A 1655-nucleotide genomic window follows, 5' to 3' on the forward strand; every position below is an offset into this window, starting at 1 on the left:
GGCTCGGCGCCGTCGGCCACGGGCGGCGTCGGCGCGCTCACGCCGCGCCCACAAAGCGCAATGGCCGCTGCGCGGCGGGGCCGGCGCTATACGGCCGCTTCACGGCGGCGCTCCTTAAATGACGCGCACCCCACCGCTCCTGGTGCGGGCCGAACCGAGGAGTCTGACGCATGGGCATCATCATCTGGTTGATCGTCGGCGGCATCGTGGGCTGGCTGGCCAGCATCATCATGCGCCGTGACGCACAGCAGGGCATCATTCTGAACATCGTGGTCGGCATCGTCGGCGCGCTGATCGCCGGCTGGCTGTTCGGCGGCGGCATCAACCAGGCGATCACCCTGTGGACGTTCCTGTACTCGTTGATCGGCGCCATCATCCTGCTGGCGATCGTCAACCTGTTCACCCGCGGCCGCGCGCGCTGACACAGCGCCCTCGCCGCTTGCGCAAACGCCCGGTTCGCCGGGCGTTTTGCGTTTGCGGCCCCGCTCACGGCGCAGCGCGGTCGGCCGGATGGCGCACGCCGTCCTCGACCGGCACCGCGATGGCCAGCGCATACGGGTCCACGCCCTCCAGGCAGCCGACGTTGTAGCCGTACAGGCTGGGATCGGAGCGGCGCCGATGATGCGTGTAGATCCCGCAGGTGCCGCAGAAATAATGCTGCGCGGTATGCGTGTGGAACTGGTACAGGCGCAGCGCCTGCTCGCCCTGGCGGACATGCAGGGCCGCCAGCGGCACCGAGGCGACGATGGCGCCGCGGCGCCGGCACAGCGAGCAGTTGCAGCGGCGCGGGTCGACGATGCCCTGCGGCAGCTCCAGGTCGATCTGCACCGCACCGCAGTGGCAGCTGAGCCGGTGCAGCGGCGCGATCGCGGTGTCGCCGACCTTGTCGATGCAGCGGCGCACGTGGCGCTCGCTCATGCCGCCGGCTCCAGCTCGACCCAGGCCGGCGCGTGATCGCTGGGGCGGTCCCAGCTGCGCGGTTCGCGGTCGATGCCGGCACCGCGGGTGCGCGCCTTCAGCGCCTCGGACACCAGGGTCAGGTCGATGCGCAGCCCCAGGTCGCGGCGGAAGCCGGCCTGGCGGTAGTCCCACCAGCTGAAGATGCCGCCGTCGGCATGGTGCAGGCGGAAGCCGTCGTGCAGGCCCAGGCCGAGCAGCTTGTGCAGGGCGCCGCGCTCGGCGGTGGAAGTGAGGATGTGGTTGTCGCTCCACACCAGCGGGTCGTGCACGTCGCGCGCGTCCGGGGCGATGTTGAAGTCGCCGAGCACCACCAGCCGCGGATGCCGCTGCAGCTCGTCGGCCAGCCAGGCGTGCACCGCCTCCAACCAGCGCAGCTTGTAGGCGTACTTGTCGGTGCCCACGTCCTGGCCGTTGACCACGTACAGATTGACGATGCGCAGGTCGCCGATGGTGGCGGCGATGGCGCGCTTCTGCTCGTCCTCCAGGCCCGGCACACCGATCTGCACGTCGCTGATCGGCAGGCGCGACAGGATCGCCACGCCGTTGTAGGTCTTCTGCCCGGCGAACACGCTGCGGTAGCCGGCCTCGGCCAACGCAGTGTCGGGAAACTTGTGGTCTTCCAGCTTGGTCTCCTGGATCCCGACCACGTCCGGCGCGAACGCGGCCAGCCACTGTTGCAGGTGCGGCAGGGGCAC

Annotated in this window: 3 protein-coding genes; 1 reads left to right on the forward strand and 2 read right to left on the reverse strand. The window is 70.3% G+C overall.

Features of this window, described 5'->3' with window-relative positions; genetic code table 11:
- The first annotated feature begins 170 nt into the window (after positions 1-170).
- Positions 171-422: a GlsB/YeaQ/YmgE family stress response membrane protein gene (locus D180_RS03250; protein ID WP_017908994.1), complete on the forward strand. Its 252-nt coding sequence runs from the start codon at positions 171-173 to the stop codon at positions 420-422.
- Between the two features lie 64 nt (positions 423-486).
- Here the strand turns inward: D180_RS03250 and D180_RS03255 are convergent, their stop codons facing one another.
- Together D180_RS03255 and xth are read right to left on the reverse strand one after the other, a co-directional pair.
- Entirely contained in the window at positions 487-918 is a 432-nt protein-coding gene (locus tag D180_RS03255) for a GFA family protein (RefSeq protein ID WP_017911661.1), read from the reverse strand.
- The coding region (gene xth, locus D180_RS03260) for an exodeoxyribonuclease III (protein WP_017911662.1) at positions 915-1655 on the reverse strand (741 nt) is incomplete at its 5' end. The genes D180_RS03255 and xth, both read right to left, overlap by 4 nt.

Source organism: Xanthomonas sp. SHU 166, from assembly GCF_000364685.1.
GTDB lineage: Bacteria > Pseudomonadota > Gammaproteobacteria > Xanthomonadales > Xanthomonadaceae > Xanthomonas_A > Xanthomonas_A sontii.

Excerpts from the sequence above, each read along its gene's own strand:
- D180_RS03250 (WP_017908994.1), top strand. The coding sequence starts at position 171 with ATGGGCATCATCATCTGGTTGATCGTCGGCGGCATCGTGGGCTGGCTG.
- D180_RS03255 (WP_017911661.1), bottom strand. The coding sequence starts at position 918 with ATGAGCGAGCGCCACGTGCGCCGCTGCATCGACAAGGTCGGCGACACC.